14 protein-coding genes and 1 pseudogene are annotated in these 17,087 nt (G+C 66.6%); 12 read left to right on the top strand and 3 right to left on the bottom strand.

Annotated features, from left to right (window positions below; all coding sequences use genetic code 11):
* Window positions 1–74: pseudogene (locus FFS27_RS12980) on the bottom strand (heme-binding protein); the annotation flags it as partial.
* Between the two features lie 328 nt (window positions 75–402).
* On the opposite strand from FFS27_RS12980, the gene gcl reads away from it, so the two are divergent.
* From gcl to FFS27_RS12930, 10 genes are all read left to right on the top strand, one after another.
* On the top strand, window positions 403–2,178 hold the full coding sequence (gene gcl, locus FFS27_RS12975) for a glyoxylate carboligase (protein WP_003087182.1): 1,776 nt from the start codon (window positions 403–405) through the stop codon (window positions 2,176–2,178).
* A gap of 95 nt (window positions 2,179–2,273) precedes the next feature.
* Window positions 2,274–3,056 (top strand): hydroxypyruvate isomerase, encoded by a 783-nt coding sequence (hyi, locus tag FFS27_RS12970; protein WP_003087181.1) that lies wholly within the window; start codon window positions 2,274–2,276, stop codon window positions 3,054–3,056.
* A 74-nt stretch (window positions 3,057–3,130) separates the two neighbouring features.
* Window positions 3,131–4,021: a 2-hydroxy-3-oxopropionate reductase gene (locus FFS27_RS12965; RefSeq protein WP_003087180.1), complete on the top strand. Its 891-nt coding sequence runs from the start codon at window positions 3,131–3,133 to the stop codon at window positions 4,019–4,021.
* Between the two features lie 296 nt (window positions 4,022–4,317).
* Window positions 4,318–5,583 (top strand): glycerate kinase type-2 family protein, encoded by a 1,266-nt coding sequence (locus FFS27_RS12960; RefSeq protein ID WP_021264544.1) that lies wholly within the window; start codon window positions 4,318–4,320, stop codon window positions 5,581–5,583.
* Between the two features lies 1 nt (window position 5,584).
* Window positions 5,585–7,018, top strand: coding sequence for a pyruvate kinase (gene pyk, locus FFS27_RS12955; protein WP_023101381.1), 1,434 nt, complete (start codon window positions 5,585–5,587; stop codon window positions 7,016–7,018).
* A gap of 366 nt (window positions 7,019–7,384) precedes the next feature.
* Complete coding sequence (locus tag FFS27_RS12950; RefSeq protein WP_009314770.1) at window positions 7,385–8,299, top strand: urea transporter; 915 nt, start codon at window positions 7,385–7,387, stop codon at window positions 8,297–8,299.
* A gap of 64 nt (window positions 8,300–8,363) precedes the next feature.
* Entirely contained in the window at window positions 8,364–9,215 is an 852-nt protein-coding gene (locus FFS27_RS12945) for an ion transporter (protein ID WP_003083179.1), read from the top strand.
* Window positions 9,202–9,828: an HD domain-containing protein gene (locus tag FFS27_RS12940; RefSeq protein WP_003083175.1), complete on the top strand. Its 627-nt coding sequence runs from the start codon at window positions 9,202–9,204 to the stop codon at window positions 9,826–9,828. The genes FFS27_RS12945 and FFS27_RS12940 overlap by 14 nt, the downstream gene beginning before the upstream one ends.
* Before the next feature lie 123 nt (window positions 9,829–9,951).
* Window positions 9,952–11,607 (top strand): mucoidy inhibitor MuiA, encoded by a 1,656-nt coding sequence (gene muiA, locus FFS27_RS12935; RefSeq protein WP_009314771.1) that lies wholly within the window; start codon window positions 9,952–9,954, stop codon window positions 11,605–11,607.
* Window positions 11,608–11,735: 128 nt separating this feature from the next.
* Window positions 11,736–12,734, top strand: a complete 999-nt coding sequence (locus FFS27_RS12930; RefSeq protein WP_003087175.1) for a sulfate ABC transporter substrate-binding protein — start codon at window positions 11,736–11,738, stop codon at window positions 12,732–12,734.
* An 81-nt stretch (window positions 12,735–12,815) separates the two neighbouring features.
* On the opposite strand, the gene FFS27_RS12925 is transcribed toward FFS27_RS12930, so the two are convergent.
* The gene (locus FFS27_RS12925) at window positions 12,816–13,172 is read right to left on the bottom strand and encodes a DUF1937 family protein (protein ID WP_003087170.1); all 357 of its coding nucleotides are present in this window, start codon (window positions 13,170–13,172) and stop codon (window positions 12,816–12,818) included.
* A gap of 60 nt (window positions 13,173–13,232) precedes the next feature.
* Entirely contained in the window at window positions 13,233–14,462 is a 1,230-nt protein-coding gene (gene eutH / locus FFS27_RS12920) for an ethanolamine utilization protein EutH (RefSeq protein ID WP_009314772.1), read from the bottom strand.
* A gap of 346 nt (window positions 14,463–14,808) precedes the next feature.
* Here eutH and FFS27_RS12915 point away from each other — a divergent pair, with 346 nt between their 5' ends.
* Together FFS27_RS12915 and FFS27_RS12910 are read left to right on the top strand one after the other, a co-directional pair.
* Window positions 14,809–15,585 carry a DeoR/GlpR family DNA-binding transcription regulator gene (locus FFS27_RS12915; protein WP_003083169.1) on the top strand — a complete coding sequence of 259 codons (777 nt, stop codon included), beginning with the start codon at window positions 14,809–14,811 and terminating at the stop codon, window positions 15,583–15,585.
* Window positions 15,586–15,769: 184 nt separating this feature from the next.
* Window positions 15,770–17,087: NAD(P)/FAD-dependent oxidoreductase (locus FFS27_RS12910; RefSeq protein WP_137952046.1), on the top strand; the 1,318-nt coding region annotated here is incomplete at its 3' end.

The following is a 17,087-nucleotide window of genomic DNA, read 5'->3' as shown; positions in this document are numbered from 1 at the left end:
GTGGACAGCTCGCGTCCCACCGCCAGCGCCTGGCGGGTAATGCCCAGCGCGGTTTCCAGACTGATGGTGGTCATGGTCGTTCCTCTCGAGTTGTTAAGGCTAGAAATCGGGAAACCACCCGCGATGCGGGCGCGTTCGAAAATTTGTACCCAATCTAGTAGCCGACCGGCCCTACGAAAGCAACATTCCAGAACAATGTGAACATAATTTTGTATACATTTTTTCAAACGCTGGTTTTATAAGCCTGCTAACAAAAATGTTAATTCATTGTTTTTATTAAGGAAAAATTGATTTCAGCGGCTTTTTCCAGCGTATACAACCCATCTTGACCTTGCGCTCCCCCTCTGCCTAGAATCGTTCCAACTTTTGTACACAATTAGTATAAGAACGAGGAACAAAACGATGGCCAGAATGAGAGCAATCGAAGCCGCCGTACTGGTGATGCGCCGCGAAGGCGTGGATACCGCGTTCGGCGTCCCCGGTGCCGCGATCAACCCCATGTACGCCGCGCTGAAGAAGATCGGCGGCATCGACCATGTCCTGGCCCGTCACGTCGAAGGCGCCTCGCACATGGCCGAGGGCTACACCCGTACCAAGGCCGGCAACATCGGCGTCTGCATCGGCACCTCCGGCCCTGCCGGCACCGACATGATCACCGGCCTCTACTCCGCCTCCGCCGACTCCATCCCGATTCTCTGCATTACCGGCCAGGCACCGCGCGCGCGCCTGCACAAGGAAGACTTCCAGGCGGTCGACATCTCCAGCATCGCCGCGCCGGTGGCCAAGTGGGCGACCACCGTGCTGGAACCGGCCCAGGTCCCCTACGTATTCCAGAAGGCCTTCCAGCTGATGCGCAGCGACCGGCCCGGCCCGGTACTGATCGACCTGCCGTTCGACGTACAGATGGCCGAGATCGAGTTCGACATCGACGCCTACGAGCCCCTCCCGGTGAGCAAGCCGAAGGCCACCCGGGTCCAGGCCGAGAAGGTCCTGGCCATGCTCGACGAAGCCGAGCGCCCGCTGCTGGTGGCCGGCGGCGGCATCTTCAACGCCGACGCCGCCGAGCGCTTCCGCGAATTCGCCGAGCTGACCGGCATCCCGGTGATCCCGACCCTGATGGGCTGGGGCGTAATCCCCGACGACCACCCGCAGATGGCCGGCATGGTCGGCCTGCAGACCTCGCACCGCTACGGCAACGCCACCCTGCTGGAATCCGACCTGGTGCTCGGCATCGGCAACCGCTGGGCCAACCGCCACACCGGCAGCGTCGAGGTCTATACCGAAGGTCGCCGCTTCATCCATGTCGACATCGAACCGACCCAGATCGGCCGGGTGTTCATGCCCGACCTGGGCATCGTCTCCGACGCCGGCGCCGCCCTCGACGCATTCCTCGAAGTGGCCCGCGAGTGGAAGGCCGCCGGCAAGCTGAAGTCGCGCGCCGCCTGGCTGGAAAGCTGCCAGCAGCGCAAACGCACGCTGCAGCGCAAGACCCACTTCGACAACGTGCCGGTGAAACCGCAGCGCGTCTACGAAGAGATGAACGAGTTCTTCGGCAAGGATGCCTGCTACGTCAGCACCATCGGCCTGTCGCAGATCGCCGGCGCACAGTTCCTCCACGTCTACCAACCGCGCCACTGGATCAACTGCGGCCAGGCCGGCCCGCTGGGCTGGACCATTCCCGCCGCGCTGGGGGTGGTCAAGGCCGACCCGAGCCGCCAGGTGGTGGCGCTCTCCGGCGACTACGACTTCCAGTTCATGATCGAGGAACTGGCGGTCGGCGCGCAGTTCAAGCTGCCCTATATCCACGTACTGGTGAACAACTCCTACCTGGGCCTGATCCGCCAGGCGCAGCGCGGCTTCGACATGGACTATTGCGTGCAGCTGGCCTTCGACAACATCAACGCCCCCGAGCTGGAAGGCTACGGCGTCGACCACGTCGCGGTGGTCGAGGGCCTGGGCTGCAAGGCGATCCGGGTGTTCGACCCGAACGAGATCGGCGCCGCCCTGGCCAAGGCCCGCGAACTGATGCAGCAGCACCAGGTGCCGGTGGTGGTCGAGGTGATCCTGGAGCGCGTCACCAACATCTCCATGGGTACCGAGATCAACGCCATCAACGAGTTCGAGGAACTGGCCGAGAAAGGCGCCGACGCGCCGACCGCCATCTCGCTGCTCGACTGATCGCCGGCCTTTCCCGGAGGCGCGGACGGTGCGTGCGGCACCCCGCCCCCGGCGAAAGGCCTCCCGAACGTTTGAACGAACGATAGGAGCAAGACATGCCCCGTTTCTGCGCCAACCTGTCCATGCTGTTCACCGAGGTGGATTTCCTCGAACGCTTCGACGCCGCCGCCAAGGCCGGCTTCGCCGGCGTCGAGTACCTCTTCCCCTATGACGTCGAGGCCGAGGCGATCAAGGCCCGCCTGGAAGCCAACGGCCTGGAGCAGGTGCTGTTCAACCTGCCGGCCGGCGACTGGGCCAAGGGCGAGCGCGGCATCGCCTGCCACCCGGATCGGGTCCAGGAGTTCCGCGAGGGGGTCGACAAGGCCATCGCCTACGCCAGGGTGCTGGGCAACCGCCAGGTGAACTGCCTCGCCGGGATCCGGCCGCAGGGGCACGACTGCGCCAGCGTCGAGAAGACCTTCGTCGACAACCTGCGCTACGCCGCCGACAAGCTGGAAGCCGCAGGCATCCGCCTGGTCATGGAGATGATCAACACCCTCGACATCCCCGGCTTCTACCTGCAGAACACCCGCCAGGCCCTGGAGATCCGCGACAAGGTCGGCAGCGCCAACCTGTTCCTGCAATACGACATCTATCACATGCAGATCATGGAAGGCGACCTGGCCCGCACCCTGGAAAACCAGTTGGCGGCGATCAACCACGTGCAACTCGCCGACAACCCCGGCCGCCACGAACCGGGCACCGGCGAGATCAACTACCGCTTCCTCTTCGAGCACCTGGACCGCATCGGCTACCAGGGCTGGATCGGCTGCGAGTACAAGCCGGCCACCACCACCGAAGCCGGCCTCGGCTGGATGAAGACGCACAACGTCGTCTGATCCGCACCCACGAACAAGACGCTCCCGCCTCCCTGCGCGGAGCCACTCGACAGACAGAACCAGGAGACACTCTCATGGCCAAGATCGGATTCATCGGCACCGGAATCATGGGCAAGCCCATGGCGCAGAACCTGCAGAAGGCCGGCCACAGCCTGTTCCTTTCCACCCACCACGACGCCGCTCCGGCCGACCTGCTGGAGGCCGGCGCCATTGCCCTGGCCAACCCGAAGGAAGTGGCCCAGGAAGCCGAGTTCATCATCGTCATGGTGCCGGACACCCCGCAGGTCGAGGATGTGCTGTTCCGCAAGGACGGTATCGCCGAGGGCGTCGGCCCGAACAAGGTGGTGATCGACATGAGTTCGATCTCCCCCACCGCCACCAAGGGCTTCGCCGAGAAGATCAAGGCTACCGGCGCGCAGTACCTGGACGCCCCGGTCTCCGGCGGCGAGGTCGGCGCCAAGGCGGCGACCCTGAGCATCATGGTCGGCGGCTGCCCGAACACCTTCGAACGCGCCTTGCCGCTGTTCCAGGCGATGGGCAAGAACATCACCCGCGTCGGCGGCAACGGCGACGGCCAGACCGCCAAGGTGGCCAACCAGATCATCGTCGCGCTGAACATCCAGGCGGTCGCCGAGGCCCTGCTGTTCGCCGCCCGCAACGGCGCCGATCCGGCCAAGGTGCGCGAGGCGCTGATGGGTGGCTTCGCCTCCTCGCGGATCCTCGAGGTGCACGGCGAACGCATGGTCAAGGGCACCTTCGACCCGGGCTTCCGCATCAGCCTGCACCAGAAGGACCTCAACCTGGCCCTGGCCGGCGCCCGCGAGCTGAACCTGAACCTGCCCAACACCGCCAACGCCCAGCAGGTGTTCAGCACCTGCGCGGCCATCGGCGGCAGTAACTGGGACCACTCGGCGCTGATCAAGGGCCTGGAGCACATGGCCAACTTCTCGATCCGCGACGAGTGATCCGCAGTCCGCGCGGGCCGTCACCCCGCGCGGAGCGACGAACCCCTTTTCGAAGGGCTCGGGGAGAGGAACGGTCGGCGAACTCCGGTGTTCGCCGCCGCCCTCTTCCTTCCCCGCCCACAAGGCGGGGTAAAGGAAGCGAACGCCCGGCCGGGAGATTCACGGCCTCTGCGTCCGGGCGCCTCGCTTCCATTCCCCAGTTCCCGCCGGCGCGGGTGCTGCGGAATGGAAGCGTCGACGACGCTGCGACCGCCGGTCCGACCGGCGGCACGACAACAAGAAATTCGGAGCCTGTCATGAGTACCGATCCACGCGCCTTTCTCACCGAGCTGTTCAATACCGCGGTGGCAGCCGGCCATCCCTACCAGGTGCTGGCCGACCACCTGCCGGAAGATTGCAGCGGGCGCGCCATCGTCATCGGTGCCGGCAAGGCCGCCGGAGCCATGGCCGAAGTGGTGGAGAAGCACTGGCAGGGCGAGATCCAGGGCCTGGTAGTGGCGCCTTACCGCTACGGCGCGCAATGCAGTCGCATCGAGGTGGTGGAAGCCTCCCATCCGGTGCCCGACGACGCCGGCGAGCGCGTCGCCCGTCGCGTGCTGGAACTGATCAGCGGCCTGAACGAGAGCGACCGGGTGATCTTCCTTCTCTCCGGCGGCGGCTCCGCACTGCTTTCGCTGCCTGCCGAAGGCATTGGCCTGGCGGACAAGCAGGCGGTGAACAAGGCGCTGCTCAAGTCCGGCGCCGCCATCGGCGAGATGAACTGCGTGCGCAAGCACCTCTCGGCGATCAAGGGCGGTCGCCTGGCCAAGGCCTGCTGGCCGGCCAGCGTCTATACCTACGCGATTTCCGACGTTCCCGGCGACGAGGCCACGGTGATCGCCTCCGGCCCCAGCGTCGGCGACCCGACCACCTCCGCCGACGCCCTGGCGATCCTCAGGCGCTACGCCATCGACGTACCGCAGAACGTCCTCGACTGGCTCGCCGACCCGCGTTCGGAAACCGTCAAGCCCGACGACCCGCGCCTGGCGCGCAGCCACTTCCAGTTGATCGCCACGCCACAGAACGCCCTCGACGCAGCAGCGGTGAAGTGCCGCGCGGCCGGCTTCTCGACGCTGATCCTCGGCGACCTGGAGGGCGAGGCGCGGGAAGTCGCCAAGGTCCACGCCGGCATCGCCCGGCAGATCCGCAAGCACGGCCAGCCGCTGGCGGCGCCCTGCGTGATCCTCTCCGGCGGCGAGACCACCGTCACCGTGCGTGGCAACGGTCGCGGCGGACGCAACGCCGAGTTCCTCCTCAGCCTCACCGCCGAGCTAAAGGGCGAACCGAACATCTGGGCCCTGGCCGGCGACACCGACGGCATCGACGGCTCGGAAGACAACGCCGGCGCGCTGATGACGCCCTGCTCCCATGCGCGCGGCGAAAAGGCCGGGCTGAAGATCCGCGACGAGCTCGACGACAACAACGGCTACGGCTATTTCCAGACCCTCGGCGACCTGCTGGTGACCGGACCGACCCGCACCAACGTGAACGACTTCCGCGCCATTCTCATCCTCGAGTCCTGACATGACAGCCGACAAGAAAGCCAAGATCCTCGCCACCCTCGGCCCGGCCACCCGCAGCCGCGACGATATCCGTGCCCTGGTGGAGGCCGGCGCCAACCTGTTCCGCCTGAACTTCAGCCACGGCGACTACGCCGATCACGCGCAGCGCTTCGCCTGGGTGCGCGAGGTGGAAGCGGAACTGAACTACCCGATCGGCGTGCTCATGGACCTGCAGGGTCCGAAGCTGCGAGTCGGCCGCTTCGCCGCCGGTGCCGTGCAATTGCAGCGTGGGCAGACCTTCACCCTCGACCTCAGCGACGCCCCCGGCGACGAGCGGCGGGTCAACCTGCCGCATCCGGAGATCATCCATGCCCTGGAACCGGGCATGAGCCTGCTACTGGACGACGGCAAGATCCGCCTGGAAGTGGTCAACTGCCACAGCGACGCCATCGAGACCCGCGTGGCGGTGGGTGGCGAGCTGTCCGATCGCAAGGGCGTCAACGTGCCGGAAGCGGTGCTGCAACTCAGCCCGCTGACCGACAAGGACCGCCGCGACCTGGCCTTCGGCCTGGAACTGGGGGTCGACTGGGTGGCGCTGTCCTTCGTGCAACGCCCGGAGGACATCGACGAGGCCCGTGGGCTGATCGGCGACAAGGCCTTCCTCATGGCCAAGATCGAGAAGCCCAGCGCGGTGAGCGCCATCGAGGCGATCGCCGAGCGCGCCGACGCGATCATGGTGGCGCGCGGCGACCTCGGCGTAGAGGTGCCGGCGGAGAGCGTGCCGGGCATCCAGAAACGCATCGTCCAGGTCTGCCGCCAGCTCGGCAAGCCGGTGGTGGTGGCCACCCAGATGCTCGAGTCGATGCGCTTCTCCCCCGCCCCCACCCGCGCCGAGGTGACCGACGTAGCCACCGCGGTGGGCGCCGGCGCCGACGCGGTGATGCTCTCGGCGGAAACCGCTTCCGGACAATACCCTCGCGAGGCGGTAGAGATAATGGCGAAGATCGTCCGCCAGGTGGAGGCCGAGCCGGACTACCACGTCCAGCTCGAGGTCAACCGTCCGCAGCCCGACGCTACCGTCTCCGATGCGATCAGCTGCGCGATCCGCCGGGTCAGCCGGATCCTCCCGGTGGCGGTGCTGGTGAACTACACCGAGTCGGGCAACTCGACCCTGCGCGCCGCCCGCGAGCGGCCCAAGGCGCCGATCCTCAGCCTGACCCCGAACCTGCGTACCGCGCGGCGACTGACCGTGGCCTGGGGCGTGTATTCGGTGGTCAACGAGCAACTGGCGCACGTCGACGAGATCTGCTCGACCGCCCTCGACATCGCCCTGGCCCAGCGCATGGCGCGCCGCGGCGACACCGTGGTGGTCACCGCCGGCGTGCCGTTCGGTCGCCCCGGCTCGACCAACATGCTGCGCATCGAGACCGTGGCGCCGCCGCTGGGAGATCTCTGAAGCAACGAGTTCGGTCCGGCTCGCGCCGTCCCCCCGGGCATGCGGGTCGGGCCACCCTTGTCTCTCTCGGATGGATGGGGCCGGAAATACGGGGCCGCGTCTCCATCCATCCGGGAAAGACCTTCTTGTCGGACCATGGCCTCCCTCGCGCACTCCCATGCAGGCCATGGACATTCAAGGCCTCCGGTTCAACTCCTGCCGGAGGTCTTTTTTTCTTCTTGGAACGCCCTGCATGCATGACCCTCGCCTGGCCTTCTCGTCCGGGGTGCGTCGCCTCCGCGCCAGACCCTACAATGACCGCCCCCGCCCCTCGCGCAGGCCTGGCATCTCCGTGCCTGCCGAGCGGCCCTTGCCGCACTGACCGCCATGCCCCTGCAACCTCTCCTCAATGCATCCCGAATCCTCCTGCGCGGCATCAGCCAGGTGTTCCTCCAGGGCGACCCACGCCTGGGCCTGGCCTGTCTGCTGGCGATCGCCGTCGGCGCACCGCCGCTGCTCGCCGGCGCCCTCCTTGGCGGCGCCCTCGGCCCGTTGCTGGCTCACCTGTTGCGTTGCGCCGACAGCGACATCGAGGCCGGGCTGTACGGTTACAACGCCGTGCTGATCGGCATGCTGCTGGCATTCCGCTTCGCCTGGTCGCCGGGACTGGTGTCGCTGGTAGCGCTCGGCTGCCTGGCCAGCGTGGCGTTGCAGCGCCTGTTCCTGCATGGGCTGCGCCGACGCCGCTGGCTACCGCCCTATACCCTTGGCTTCGTCCTCAACGGCTGGTGGCTGGTGCCCCTCGGCGCCTGGCTAGGCCTGGCCCCGGCGGCCCATGGCGGCTGCTTCAGCTGCGCCTGGAGCGGCACGGCGGAGCTGGCGGCGCTAACGCTGGGGATCGGCGAGATCATCTTCCTCGGTGAACCGCTGGCAGGGCTGCTGGTCTGGCTCGGCCTGCTGCTGGTCTCGCGTCCCTCGGCCGCCTGGGCCCTCGCCGGCGCCGCGGCCAGCCTGCCGCTGGCCTGGCTGCTGGGCTACGACTGGGCGAGCGCGCTCGCCGGGCTCTACGGCCTGAACGCCGCTCTTGCCGGGCTGGCCCTGGCCTTGCGCTACCGCAGCGTCTGGCCGCCACTGCTCGGCATGGGCCTGGCGGTGGCGCTGCAACCGCTGTTCGGCCTGCTCGGCCTGCCGGCGCTGACCGCACCGTTCATCCTCGCCTGCCTGCTCTGCATCGGCGGCGAGCGCCTTTACCTGCGCCTGGCCGGCAGCCTCGGCGCGCGCCTCGGCCGGCGGCGCTCCTGAGCGGGGAACGCTGGCGCCGGCGGGCTAGTCTGGTAAGGTGCCGCATCCATCATCAGGAGCCACGATGAGCGCACCCGACAGCTGGCGCGAACGCCTCTACATCGTCATCTTCCAGACCGACACCCGCGACGGCCGGCGCTTCGACAGCGCGCTGCTGCTGGTGATCCTGGCCAGCCTGCTGGTAGTGATGATCGACAGCATCGACGAGATCCACCAGGACTACGGCGACCTGCTGGCCTACATCGAATGGGGCTTCACCGGCATCTTCCTGGTGGAATACCTGCTGCGCCTGTACTGCTCGCCCAAGCCGCTGCGCTATGCCTTCAGCTTCTACGGCCTGGTCGACCTGCTGGCGATCCTCCCCGGCTTCCTCGCCCTGCTCTACCCCGACGCCCAGTACCTGCTGATCGTCCGGGTGATACGCATGCTGCGGATCTTCCGCGTGCTCAAGCTGCGCCAGTACCTGAGCCAGGCCAATTTCCTGCTCACCGCCCTGCGCGGCAGCAAGCAGAAGATCATCGTGTTCTTCCTCACCGTGATGACCCTGGTCACCGTGTTCGGCGCGCTGATGTACGTGGTCGAAGGCCCGGAGCACGGTTTCACCAGCATCCCCCGCGGCATCTACTGGGCGATCGTCACCCTGACCACGGTCGGCTTCGGCGACATCACCCCGAAGACCCCGCTCGGCCAGGCCATCGCCAGCCTGGTGATGCTCACCGGCTACTCGATCATCGCGGTGCCCACCGGGATCTTCACCGCCGAACTCGCCACCGCGATGCGCCAGGACCCGGCCAACCTGTTGCAGCGGGATTGCCCGGTGTGCCGCAAGGCGACCCACGAAGTGCAGGCGGCATTCTGCTGCCGCTGCGGCAACCCGTTGTTCCCTCGCGAGGAAGGCAGCCATGGGAAGTCTTGACCGGCAGCGCTGGGACGCCCTCTGGCAGCGACTCGGCGGCAACCCGCCGGCGGATGCCTTCGACGCGCTGCTGGCGGCCTATGGCGGGGCCGACCGGCACTACCACAGCGATCGCCACATCCTCGCCTGCCTGGAGCACTTCGACCGCTGGCGCCAACTGGCGCGGCGGCCGGACCTGGTGGAGCTGGCGTTGTGGACCCACGACCTGGTCTACGACACCCAGCGCCAGGACAACGAGGCCGCCAGCGCCGCCAGCACCGAGCGCTGGCTCGACCAGGCCGGGCTGGCGGCGCTGCGTCCGGCCCTGCGCGAACTGATCATGGCCACCTGTCACCAGGCGCCGCCGGGAGACGCCGACGCAGCCCTGGTGGTGGATCTCGACCTCGCCATCCTCGCCGCGCCGGCGCCGGTCTACGCACGCTACGAGGCGGACGTCCGCGCCGAATACGCCTGGGTGCCGGAACCGCTGTTCCGCGCCGGGCGCGGCAAGTTGCTGCGCCAGTTGCTGGAGCAACCGGCGCTGTACCACTGCGAACCGCTGCGGCAGCGCTGGGAGGCCGCCGCCCGCGCCAACCTGCGCGGTGCCCTGGAGCGCCTGGAACAGCCGGCCTGAGCCGCACGGGAAAATTTCTTCGCGCCGCTTAACCCGTCTTTCACCGCGCTTGCGTCTCAGGCAGCAGGAAGGGACCGCACGCACGGGTTCCTCGCCCCTCCATCCGCCCAAGGAAGAGATATCGTGAATCGACTCGCCGCCTCTCCGCTCCTGTTCGCCGGCCTGTTCGCCAGCGCTCCGTTGCTGGCCGCGCCACAAGCGGTCGACAGCCGCATCAGCGCGGTCACCGTCTACGCCGACCGTGCCGTGGTCACCCGCACCGCCCGCCTGCAATTGCCCAAGGGCCAGCATGAGATCGCCCTGGAGCAACTGCCCTTCCAGCTCGACGACGCCAGCCTGCGCGCGTCCCTCGGCGCCAGCGCCGCCGCCACCCTGCTCGACGTCAGCAGCGCCGCGCAACGGGTCGAGCGCCCGGACGACAACCGTGTGCAGCAGCTCGACCAGCAACTGCGCGAGATAGACCGGCAACTGCGGGAAATCCATGACCGCGGCAGCGTGCTCGAAGCGCAGAAGAAGTTCCTCGCCGACATCCAGAGCGGCAGCACCCAGCCCGGCAAGGATCGCCCCATGCCCGGCATCGACGAGCTGAAGAGCCTGCTGCAACTGACCGAAGGCAACCTCGAACGCCTGCTCGCCGAGCAGCGCCAGCTGGACGACCGCGCCGCCGAACTGGAACAGCGCAAGCAGCAGTTGCAGGAGCAGCGCGGCACCCTCAACGGCGACGGCAAGCGCTTCAAGCGCGCGGTCCTGCGGGTCGCCCTGGAGCAACCGGCACAGGTCGAGGTGAAGCTCGACTACACCCTGCGCGACGCCTCCTGGCAGCCGACCTACGACGCACGCCTGCGCGACGGCGCGAAGACCATCGAACTGACCTACCAGGGCCTGGTCCGGCAGAGCAGCGGCGAAGACTGGACCGACATCGACCTGACCCTCTCCACCGCCCGTCCGGCCCTGGGCGGCAACGTACCGCGGCTGAATCCCTGGATCGTCGACATCGACGCGCCCAACGCCTACTACGGTGCCGAGATGGCCATGCAGGACGCTCCGGCGCCCATGCCGCAAGCCGCGCCCATCGCCAGGACCTCGGCGAAGATGGCCATGCCGGCCTCGGCGCCGAAGCTGGCCGAGGCGCGGCTCGCCACCGCGGAGGTCAGCAGCGGAGCCGCCAGCGCCTCTTTCCACATCCCCGTGCCGGCGACCCTGAACAGCGACGGCAGCGCGCAGAAGGTCACCATCGCCCGCCTGGAAATGCCGGCCAAGCTGCGCTACCTGGCGGCCCCGGCCCTGCGCGAAACCGCCTACCTGGAGGCGGAAACCCGCAACGACAGCGACTACCCGCTGCTCCCCGGCACCCTGAATACCTTTCTCGGCAACAGCTTCGTCGCCAGCGGCCATCTGCGCGGGGTGATGCCCGGGGAAAGCTTCGAACTGGCACTGGGCGCCGACGAGGGCATCGGCATCGAACGCAAGCTGGTCAAGCGCTACACCGACAGCAGCGGCCTGATCGGCAACCGCACGCGGGTCAACTACGAATTCCGCATCGACGTGCGCAACAACCACAAGAACGCCGAACGCGTGCAGTTCGAGGACCAGTTGCCGGTCTCGCGCAACGAGCAGATCCAGGTCACCTTGCTGGAACCCAAGGCGCAGGAAATCAAGCGCGAGGACGACGGCAAGCTGAAGTGGGACTGGACCCTGCAACCCGGCGAGAAACGCAGCGCCACCCTGAAGTTCAGCGTGGAGTATCCCAAGGACCTGGCGGTCAGCGGCCTCGACTAGCGCTGGCCAAAGCGCCGGCCGCGGCATAGGCTCGAGCGGGTAATAAGCAAAGCAGTTTTTGATATTTACCCTGCATATAACCCGACGTTATAGTCGAGCCACTACAACATGCCCAAAGGAACTGCCCTGTGAAACGACTGTTCAGCGCCTCCCTGCTGGCCGCCGGCCTGGCGCTCGGCGGCGCCGCTCACGCCGCCCAGCCCCTGCTCAACGTCTCCTACGACGTGATGCGCGACTTCTACAAGGAATACAACCCGGCCTTCCAGAAATACTGGAAAGCGGAGAAAGGCGAGAACATCACCATCCAGATGTCCCATGGCGGTTCCAGCAAGCAGGCGCGCTCGGTGATCGACGGTCTGCCCGCCGACGTCATCACCATGAACCAGGCCACCGACATCGACGCCCTCGCCGACAACGGCGGCCTGGTGCCGAAGGACTGGGCGACCCGCCTGCCGAACAACAGCGCGCCGTTCACCTCGGCCACCGTGTTCATCGTTCGCAAGGGCAACCCCAAGGCCCTGAAGGACTGGCCGGACCTGCTCAAGGACGGCGTCCAGGTAGTGGTGCCGAACCCCAAGACCTCCGGCAACGGCCGCTATACCTATCTCTCCGCCTGGGGCTACGTGCTGAAGAACGGCGGTGACGAGAACAAGGCCAAGGAATTCGTCGGCAAGCTGTTCAAGCAGGTACCGGTGCTCGACACCGGCGGCCGCGCCGCCACCACTACCTTCATGCAGAACCAGATCGGCGACGTACTGGTGACCTTCGAGAACGAAGCCGAGATGATCGCCCGCGAATTCGGCCGAGGCGGCTTCGAGGTGGTCTACCCGAGCGTGTCCGCCGAGGCCGAGCCCCCCGTGGCGGTGGTCGACAAGGTGGTCGAGAAGAAAGGCAGCCGCGCCCAGGCCGAGGCCTACCTGAAGTACCTGTGGTCGGACGAGGGCCAGACCATCGCCGCCAACAACTACCTGCGCCCGCGCAACCCGGAGATCCTCGCCAAGTTCGCCGACCGCTTCCCGAAAGTCGACTTCTTCTCGGTGGAGAAGACCTTCGGCGACTGGCGCAGCGTGCAGAAGACCCACTTCATCGACGGCGGCGTATTCGACCAGATCTACAGCCCCAACTGATCCCTCGCCGCTCGACGAAAAAGCCGGAAGCGCTCGCGCTTCCGGCTTTTTCATTCGGCTTGCAGTTCAGCCACTGCCGCCTCAGCGAAACTCGTGCTCCACCTCGGACCAGAGGCTCACCCGCTGTCCGCCGGCCTCGAAGAACTCCATCTCGCGGCGGATGCCGGCGCTGTCTCGCCAGCCCGGCAGGTCGAGGACGATCAGCTCTTCCAGGTGATCCATGTAGAAGGCGTCCACCGGCGCCCACAACCTGCCGATCGCCGCGCGGTCGAGATCGGCCAGGCACAGGTTGATCGGGTGGGACATGGAGACCTGGCTGAATACCACGTGGCCGGCGCGGACGATGGTCGCCGCGACCTCGTTGCAGGCACGGAAGCGCTGCTCGACCACCTCGGCGTCGGCATGGCTGTAAGGACAGGCTAGGAATATCTTGCGCATGGTTACCTCGTTGCGGAAAAGCGACGCCGCGATGGCTCGCGGCGCTCGTCGGGGGATGTTTCAGGCTGCGTGCAGGGCGCTTTTTTCCGCCTCGTCATGCTCCTGCCGGGCATAGCGCTCGGCGGCAGGCACCGAGATGCGGATGGCGATGAATACCGCCAGCAGGCCACCGAACAATTTGCCGAGCAGGATCGGCAGGATCAGCGTCGGCTGGAAGTTGGCGGTGAATGCCAGGTGATCGCCGATGGTGGCCTGGGCGCAGACGCCCAGGGCCACGCAAAGCACCTTGTCGCGAGCATTCATGTATTTGAACAGGTGGTAGGTGGCGATGATGTTCGCCAGCACCATGACAAAGGCGGTGGCGCCCGGCTGGGACAGCCCCAGGTAACGGCCGAGGACCGCCATCGGGCGCTTGCAGTAGCGCTGGAACAGGTAGCAGATGGGGAAGGTCCCGGCCAGCATGATGCCGATGTAGCCAGCGATCTCGATGGCGCGGAACAACTCTTTCTCGTCGGCGAACATCGGGTCGAAGTCCCAGCCGCCGAAGACCTTGGTGAAGACTCCGGTGAAGTGCTGGACGATGGAAAGCGCCAGGGCCATCTTGATGAACGCGTCCATCACCTTGCCGAATACCAGGAACCCGGTGACCATCGCCGTCGCCCGGTACTTCAGGCCGGCGGCCAGCAGGAAGCAGAAGACGAACAGTGGCGCCAGCAGCCGAAGCATGCCGAGGAAGTCCAGCGACAGGTAGTGCAGGGCCGGCGAACCGGTCGATACCAGTTCGCGCACCGGGATGTGGTTGAGGGTAATCAGCAGCAACGCCGCCAGCACCGCGAACGGAATGCTGATCAACCCGGCCATCGCCCCCAGCGCCAGGTACTTGTGGTCCTTGCGCTCGAGCATGGTCAGGCCGACCGGGATCAGGTAGACGATGGTCGCGCCGGAGGTGTAGCCCACCAGCATGGCGGTAATCCACATGTCGCGGTTGGCGGTCAGGGCATCGGCCAACTGGTAGCCGCCCATGTCCACCGCGATGATCGACAGCGCGGCGATGGATACGTCGGAACCGAGGGTCTGGAAGAACGGGCCGAGGGCATGGGAAATCGCCTTCGACAGATAGGGAATGGCTACCATGATGCCGGCCTGGGCGAGGAACACCGGACCGATGGCGTGGATGCCGTTGACGAACTCGCGGCCCAGACCGCTTTCCGGGCGCAGGATGGAAGCCAGCGCGCCAAGTACCGCACCCAGCATGATCAGGTAAATCACATAGTTTCCGAACTCGGCCATCTGCGTCGTTCTCCCCTCGGCAGGCTCCCGTAGCGGGATGCGTTCTTCTGGTTGTCTGGTCGGGAGGCCGGCCACGCCGGTCGCTCCGCCGAAGCGAACACTCGCATTTCGCGTGCCACAATTTGGTTTTCGTGTTGATTTGAAGGTTCGTTTTACCTAAATTGGTCACCCATACGGTCAAGTAGGCGGCCAATCCAAGAGCATACCTGCCTTACGGACCTGTGGGATTTTCCGCCGGGCCTGCGCAAAGCCTCGCCCCGCCCCCTTCCGCCCAGCGCCGCCAGGCGCTACCGGGCGATTCACGGTAACAATCGCCGCACCAGGATGCGGCCCATGGGAGAACACGATGCGCCCCGAGGAACGCCGCCGCCACATTCTCGAATTGCTGCGCCAGCGCGAGCGGATCTCGGTGGACGAACTGGCGCGGACCCTTTCCACCTCCCAGGAAACCATTCGCCGCGACCTCGCCGCGCTGGCCGAACAAGGCCTGGTCAGCAAATTCCACGGAGGGGCCGCCCTGCCGCCCAGCGGCGAGCACGAGAACGCCTTCCAGACCCGAATGAACGAGCACGCCCAGGAAAAACGCGCAGTCGCCCGCTACGCCGCCGGCCTGTTCGGGCCCGGTGACAGCATCTTCATCGACACCGGCACCACCACCCTGCTGTTCGCCCGCGAACTGGCGCGCCAGAGCCATCTGACGGTGATCACCAACTCGCTGTTGATCGCCGGCAGCGTCGGCGCCTCCGGCAACCGTGCATTCATGATCGGCGGCGAGTACCGCCCGGAATCCGAACAGAACGTCGGCGCCCTGGCCATTGAGCAGATCGCCCGGTTCAACGCCGAGCATGCGGTGATCACCGTCGGCGCGCTGAACGGCGATGGCGCCATGGATTTTTCCATCGAGGAAGCCGAGATCGCCCGTGCCATGATCGCCCAGGCCCGCCAACTGACGGTTATCGCCGACTCCTCGAAGCTCGGCCGGCGCGCCCTGTTCCAGGTCTTCCCGCTGAGCCGGATCAACCGCCTGGTGGTCGACCGCAAGCCTACCGGGGAACTCTGGGAAGCCCTGCAACAGGCGCGGGTGGAAGTCCACGAAGCCCCCCTGCGCACCCCGCAGGCCTGACTCCCCTCGCGGGCAGCCCCGGAGACAGGCCGGGGCTGTGCCGGTGGCTGCCCGTCGATTAATCGATTGACTGTTTCTTTTTCAGTTGCCACATTAAAACAACAAATTTCACATAAAATTCTGTGTGAAAATTCAGTGTTACGGTCAAAAAGCAAACTGATACCAAAAGAAACAGGCAGAAACGATGACTGAGCCGCTTGCGACAAAGACCGCGATCTTCGACGTTGCAGTGATCGGCGCTGGCGTGGTGGGTTGCGCCATGGCCCGCCGCTTCGCCCTGGAAGGTGCGCGGGTGGTCCTGCTGGAAAAAAGCACCGACATCCTCTCCGGTGCCAGCAAGGGCAACAGCGCGATCCTCCATACCGGTTTCGACGCGCCGCCCGGCAGCATCGAACTGGCCTGCATGCAGGAGGGCTATCGCGAATACCGCGACATCCATGCGCGCCTCAACCTGCCGCTGCTGGAAACCGGCGCCCTGGTGGCGGCATGGAGCGACGAGGATCTGGCGCGCCTGCCGGCCATCGTCGAGCAGGCCCACGGCAACGGTGTCGATGACGTCCGCCAGATCGGTCGCGACGAGGTCCTGGCGCTGGAGCCGCAGTTGGCCGGCAATGTGCTCGGTGCGGTGCGGGTCCCCGGTGAGCATCTGATCGACCCCTGGTCCGCGCCGCTCGCCTATCTGCAACAGGCGCAGGCCCATGGCGCCGAGGCCTGTTTCAACGTCGAGGTGCTGGACGGCGCCTTCGACGGCGGCGAATGGCTGTTGCATACCCGCCGCGGCGATCTGCGCGCGCGCCAGGTAATCAACTGCGCCGGACTCTTCGGTGACCAACTGGAACAGCGCCTGCTCGGCGCGGCGAGCTTCGCCATCCATCCGCGCAAGGGCCAGTTCGTGGTCTTCGACAAGGCCGCCGCGGCGCTGCTGCGGCACATCCTGCTGCCGGTACCCAACGAGCGGACCAAAGGCGTGGTATTCACCCGTACTGTCTTCGGCAACCTGCTTGCCGGCCCCACCGCCGAGGAACAGGACGACCGCGAACAGGCACGGGTCGACAGCGACACCCTGCAGCGACTGATAGACGCCGCCGTCGAGCGGCTCCCCGGCCTGCGCGGCATGCCGGTCACCGCCACCTACGCCGGGTTGCGGCCGGCCAGCGAAAAGAAGGAATACCGCATCCGCCAGGTCGACGGACGCAACTGGATCAGTGTCGGCGGCATCCGTTCCACCGGTCTCACCGCGGCGCTGGGCATCGCACGCCACGTCTATCGTCTCTACCAGGGTGGGCGCTTCCACGAAGCGGTTCGCGAGCCGCTCTGGCCGCAGGTACCGAACCTCGCCGAACACCTGCCGCGCGACTGGCAGCGTCCCGGCTACGACGAGATCGTCTGCCACTGCGAGATGGTCACCCGCCGGGAAATCCTCGCCGCCCTGGAAGGCCCGCTGCCAGCCGGCGACTTCGGCGGCCTGAAGCGTCGCACCCGCGCCTGCATGGGACGCTGCC

The sequence above is a fragment of the Pseudomonas sp. 2VD genome, assembly GCF_005503585.1.
Taxonomy (GTDB): Bacteria; Pseudomonadota; Gammaproteobacteria; order Pseudomonadales; family Pseudomonadaceae; genus Pseudomonas; species Pseudomonas aeruginosa.
Note: the sequence above shows the minus strand (reverse complement) of the source record. Positions and strands in the feature narration are given on the sequence as shown.

Bases quoted from the DNA above. Each gene is read 5' to 3' on its own strand.
- pyk (WP_023101381.1), top strand. From the start codon at position 5,585: ATGACAGCCGACAAGAAAGCCAAGATCCTCGCCACCCTCGGCCCGGCC.
- FFS27_RS12960 (WP_021264544.1), top strand. From the start codon at position 4,318: ATGAGTACCGATCCACGCGCCTTTCTCACCGAGCTGTTCAATACCGCG.
- hyi (WP_003087181.1), top strand. From the start codon at position 2,274: ATGCCCCGTTTCTGCGCCAACCTGTCCATGCTGTTCACCGAGGTGGAT.
- FFS27_RS12915 (WP_003083169.1), top strand. From the start codon at position 14,809: ATGCGCCCCGAGGAACGCCGCCGCCACATTCTCGAATTGCTGCGCCAG.
- FFS27_RS12940 (WP_003083175.1), top strand. From the start codon at position 9,202: ATGGGAAGTCTTGACCGGCAGCGCTGGGACGCCCTCTGGCAGCGACTC.
- FFS27_RS12950 (WP_009314770.1), top strand. From the start codon at position 7,385: ATGCCCCTGCAACCTCTCCTCAATGCATCCCGAATCCTCCTGCGCGGC.
- FFS27_RS12965 (WP_003087180.1), top strand. From the start codon at position 3,131: ATGGCCAAGATCGGATTCATCGGCACCGGAATCATGGGCAAGCCCATG.
- FFS27_RS12925 (WP_003087170.1), bottom strand. From the start codon at position 13,172: ATGCGCAAGATATTCCTAGCCTGTCCTTACAGCCATGCCGACGCCGAG.
- gcl (WP_003087182.1), top strand. From the start codon at position 403: ATGGCCAGAATGAGAGCAATCGAAGCCGCCGTACTGGTGATGCGCCGC.
- eutH (WP_009314772.1), bottom strand. From the start codon at position 14,462: ATGGCCGAGTTCGGAAACTATGTGATTTACCTGATCATGCTGGGTGCG.
- FFS27_RS12945 (WP_003083179.1), top strand. From the start codon at position 8,364: ATGAGCGCACCCGACAGCTGGCGCGAACGCCTCTACATCGTCATCTTC.